2 protein-coding genes are annotated in these 5108 nt (G+C 52.5%); both read left to right on the top strand.

Features of this window, described 5'->3' with window-relative positions:
* Positions 1-1087: 1087 nt before the first annotated feature.
* Positions 1088-2956 carry an RHS repeat-associated core domain-containing protein gene (locus tag CA13_RS29460; protein WP_146402757.1) on the top strand — a complete coding sequence of 623 codons (1869 nt, stop codon included), beginning with the start codon at positions 1088-1090 and terminating at the stop codon, positions 2954-2956.
* 234 nt (positions 2957-3190) lie between these two features.
* Positions 3191-4642: an IS1380 family transposase gene (locus CA13_RS29455; RefSeq protein WP_146393721.1), complete on the top strand. Its 1452-nt coding sequence runs from the start codon at positions 3191-3193 to the stop codon at positions 4640-4642.
* The last annotated feature ends 466 nt before the right edge of the window (positions 4643-5108 follow it).

Raw genomic sequence — 5108 nt, 5'->3', positions numbered from 1 at the left:
CATATCATCGACTAGGAAGATCATGATGTTTGGCCGCTCGGGTGCGTCAGCGCAACAGGCTTGTCCAAGCAGGATCGAAGTTACGAGCACGAAAAAGGTGGCGAGAGATTTCATGGTGGTAAGATCAGCAGAGGAATGAATTGGCAGTAATCACGATGATAGTCTCGGTGGAACAACGAATCAGCCCCCAACCGCCAAGAACCACCCCCATGAAACGATTTGCCCTGCTATTGATTGTATCCAACTTGTTTTTGATCGTACGGTACGCGAGGGCCAAGGCCGCCTCCCACGAATGGAACCGTCGTTTGTCTAATCGATCGAGCGTCGTGATGATCACCAATGGCCTTTGAACCGGTGCCTCCATTGAACGACGTGATCGGAATCGGCCGAGTACTCATGATTGGGAGTGGAGTCGTCGTCGGCGCAAAAACGGTTGGATGAGTCCGATCGAGATTGATGAAAGGAACGATGCGGTCGGGCCGTGTGTCGATCCATCTGGTCGGCGGGCAAGTACCAACGGGTTCTTGGCGGTCTCGATGTCGCGGCTTTTTGGAACTCTTGGATTGGACGGGCCGGCAGTTGCACCGGAACAAGGTTGGCAAGATACCCGATCACTTGGCTCCTATCTTGAGTCGCATTGGGCTCGACACCCATGGTTGGTGCGACATTGTGAAGAAGTTTGGTCGGGTGTTTAAGCGAGCGGCAGGCACTCCCGAGAGCCTTGCTCGTGAGGCTGTCCGGTGTGGTCAAGGCTGGCTGTGTGCTCCCGAGAAACTACTCGGACTAGCTTCGGTGTAGCGGATTCTCTTCCGCACGCTCGAACCTGCAACTGATTTTGCGATTAGCGTTGTCTGCTGCGCGATCGATGCTGAAAAGATGCATGTGTAATGGCTGAAGAGGAGGTGCGCGACTCCGATCGCATCAACTGGCTGCAAATTTCCAAATTGAAGACTTCGTTAAAGCTAAGTGCTGAAAAGAAACTGGATGGCCCGTTTCTTGTGCCCCGTACGACGAAGCGGGCCGCAAGTCGACCACCCTTGGTGGCCAAACCTATACAACAACGACCAATTACGACGATCTCGGCCAAGTGTCGAGTCTAACGTACCCCGATGGCTCCCCGGTCGCCCGGACCTATACCGATCGTGGACAATTGGCAACGGTCGCGTTTAACAACACCACCGTCGACACGCGTACCTACGACGACGGTGGGCGAATGACGGGTAGTAGCTACAATAACGGTGTGAGTGAAAGTAGAACGTACAATACCGATAACACCCTTGCGGGGATCACCTTTAGCGGTGCTCCAATCGAGGATCTTACGTACGGCTGGGACGCGAACAAGAACAAGACGTCCGAGACGATTACGGGAACGATGAGCGGTTACGGATTCACGGTTCCATCGAGCGGTTATGACGACGAGGATCGCTTGGTCGGTTGGAACCGCTCCGACAGCAACCTCGATCAAGCCTGGAATCTGTCGCTTGTCGGCGACTGGAACAGTTTCACCGAGAACGCCAGCGTGCAAAGCCGTACCCACGGCCCCACGCACGAGATCCTCAGTGCCGCCGGCCAAGCGGTTCAGCACGACGCCAAGGGGAACCAAACGCTACTTCCCACTAGCCTCTCGCCGCTAGCCACGAGCCTCTCGCTTCATTGGGATTTTGAGAACAAGCTGCTTGGAGCGGACGTCGACAATGACGGCAGCGACGATGTGACCTATCAGTTCGACGCATTGGGTCGCCGAGTCGCTCGCGACGATGGGACGACGGTAACGGTGTTCGTGCAAAGTGGCCAGCAAACGATCGCGGATTACGTATCGGGAGCGGTGCCTGCTTCACCGACCTACACTTATGTCTACGCCAGTTACATCGACGAGCCGGTCATAAGGGGTGGAACTGGCGGCTTACGTTACTACCACCGAAACCAACAATATAGCGTTATTGCACTGACCGATGGTGGTGGTCTCATCAAAGAACGTTACGCCTACACCGCCTACGGCGAACCCACGATCCTGGACTCTAGCCTCTCGGTTCTAGCCACTAGCCTCTCTTCCAACCGCTACACCTACACCGGCCGCGAGTGGGATGAAGCACTGGGCTTGTATCACTACCGCGCCCGAATGTACGACTCCGTTGCCGGTAGGTTCTGCTCCAGAGATCCGATCGGGTACGCCGATACGATGTTGCTTTATAGCTTTTTGCTTAAGAGCGTGTTAGGACAGGTTGATCCATCAGGTTTCTTTTCTACGTCAGATCGTGATGTAAGTATTGCCTCCACTTGTTTGAGGCAGCAGGTTCAAACATTGATAAATCCTGGTACTCAGCCTTCGCCGGTAACGGACCCATCCTGTGGCATGCGAGTAATGGAGTTGGCATTAGAAGGAGAATTGCATGGACAATCGGAGGATTTGATGAAAGATACATTTAAGACATTGATAGGCCCCGGTTTGCCGTCGGGAATTCCGGGGCACGTTGCCGATGCAGTTGTTGATGCGTTGCTTGATATTTCGCTTACCGGCGATACCGATGTCGGTTCGACAACGGATGTGCGAGACCGTGTGGAGGGCATACTACGTAAAAAACTTGGCGATCACTTTGACGAGTTAGAACGACGTGCCATAGATGCGATTATTGACACTGTTATTGATGGATTGAGTGTGCCGGAGGGTTGCCAACGTGCGACTTTCAGTGGGTCCGGAAGCAATGAAGAGTCGTCTTGTCAAATGACAATATTTGCAAGCGCCGGAACGACGCGATGGCGATCGAAATATTCAATTACGGATGGTGTTTGCTTTTACAAATGTAAGCCCGGCAATACTACAGGATCGGTACATAAGACCCAACGGTGTTGCTGCGGTACGTCAAGAACTGTGACCTTCGGACCTATCTCAGGTACTGCAAACAATACGTTTGGTGGTGGTTGCACAGATTTTCAGACGAATGGAGTAATCAAGTGAGGTGCTTCGTATTTATGCAACTAGCCCTCAATCAAGCGACTGCTAAGTCGCGAATATTTTATAAAACTCGAAAACCCTTGGCGTTTTACGCGTCTATTGGAGGTTACTAAGACTTCAATCCACGCACGCTACAAGGGGTTTCGAGTGAACATCAGGGTACGTCAACAACTGCGAAAACGCAAACGGAGATTATTACGCAGAATTTCAGTCCAGCATGGAGCGTGGAAATCGCCCATGATTCGTCCTTCCACCACGAAACTCGAACTCGCCGAGAAACAGCAGGCGGTCTCCTGCGGCGGTATCGCAGTGATCCTCGAACTGATCAAGAAGCTTGGTCTGCGGAAGGAACTCAATCGTTCGGCAAAGGTATTCAAGCTCCACCTGCCCTACGACGAAACTGACCACATTCTCAACATTGCCCTGAACCTGCTCGCCGGTGGAACGTGCTTGGATCACATCGAACAACGACGCAACGACGAAGCCTATCTCGATGCACTCGGTGCGGAGCGCATACCCGACCCGACTACTGCTGGAGATTTCTGCCGGAGATTCAGTCACCTCAAGCTGCTCATGGTCATGCAGGCAGTCAATCGCGTTCGGCAAACCGTTTGGAAGCAGCAAGAGGACAGCTTTCTCGATTGCGCCACGATCGAAGCAGACGGAACGATGGTGGAAACAAGCGGTGAAAAGAAATCCGGCATCGGCATCAACTACAAAGGCCAATGGGGCTACCATCCGCTGGTCGTCACGCTCGCGGAAACTCAGGAGCTGCTTTACCTGCACAATCGTAGCGGCAATCGTACCAGCGAGGAAGACTCCGCATTTTTCTATGACTTGGCGATCCAACAATGCACACAGGCGGGCTTTCGAAAGATCGTTCTTCGTGGCGATACGGCCTTCTCGTCGACGGAGCACTTGGATCGCTGGGACAACTCAGGTGTGAAGTTCATTCTTGGCTATTCCGCTCATCGGAACCTCTGCCGCATCGCTGATTCGCTTGCAAAAACCGCATGGAAACGGCTTGACCGTTCGAGGCGAAGCACGCCGGACAAGGCAGAGCGTGCCTGCCGTCCGAACGAGAGAGAACGAATCGTCCAGACCAATGGCTACAAGAATCAACGACTTACCGGAGAGAGTTACGCTGAATTCGAGTATTGTCCCACCGCATGCGAGAAGACTTATCGAATGATCGTTGTTCGCAAAGACATTGATGTAACCAGTGGGCAACAGCTACTGTTCTCCGAAGAGCGATACTTCTTTTATATCACCAATGAAACAGCAGGAACTTTGCCAGCGAGGGAAGTGATTCGCGGCAGCAACCAGCGTTGCGACCAAGAAAACACGATCAGCCAATTGAAAGCCTGTGGAGCCTTGACCGCTCCGCTGGATAACCTTGAAAGCAACATGGCGTACATGCTGTTCGCCTCCTTGGCTTGGACGTTGAAGATTTGGAGCGGGTTGCTGGTTCAAGTCAAGGGCAACGAAAGTCAGAAACGTGTTCGCCGGGAAGCTCGCAACCGAATTATTCGGATGGAATTCTGGACGTATTTGAATTCGCTGATCCTTCTTCCCGCTCAAATCATCCGTTCGTCACGGCAGCGCGTCTTCCGGTTGTTAACCTATCGCCCTACGGTGGACCTACTGATGACCCTACACGATCACATCCGCAAGCCACTGCGATGTTGACGACTCAGCACCAACGAAGCCGAGGTCTGGACGTCTCGGTACCGCTCAAACGCCTAACTCAAAGAACACGAGCCATGCGAAGATCAAGATCGAAAATCAAAAAGCCTGGCCACCGGTCTGCTCGCATCGCACAAGCGAAAAACCCGAAAACGTCACGCGTGGATCGCTTGATTGAGGACTAGCCTTGGCGTTCTTGCTGAGTTGTGTGTGCGCGGATGCAGTAGAACCTTTGCCTGAAAACACATTCTCAAGCGGCAAATTTACGACACGCATCATAAAATCGACCGAGTATTTATCGCTTCGCGAGGAAGAAAGGGCATTTCTCGACAGTGCGTTGCTCAATTATGCAAGATCAAACAGCGTTAATGTAACTAAGCTAAGTTGTGTAAACCTCATATCCTCGATCGGTAACGATATACACTTATTGGTCGCATTCAGTCCTATACTTGACTATGCGATTCCTGGA

The sequence above is a fragment of the Novipirellula herctigrandis genome (assembly GCA_007859835.1).
Taxonomy (GTDB): domain Bacteria; phylum Planctomycetota; class Planctomycetia; order Pirellulales; family Pirellulaceae; genus Novipirellula_A; species Novipirellula_A herctigrandis.
The sequence above is the reverse complement of the archived record's forward strand: the minus strand, read 5'-3'. Positions and strand labels throughout refer to the sequence as shown.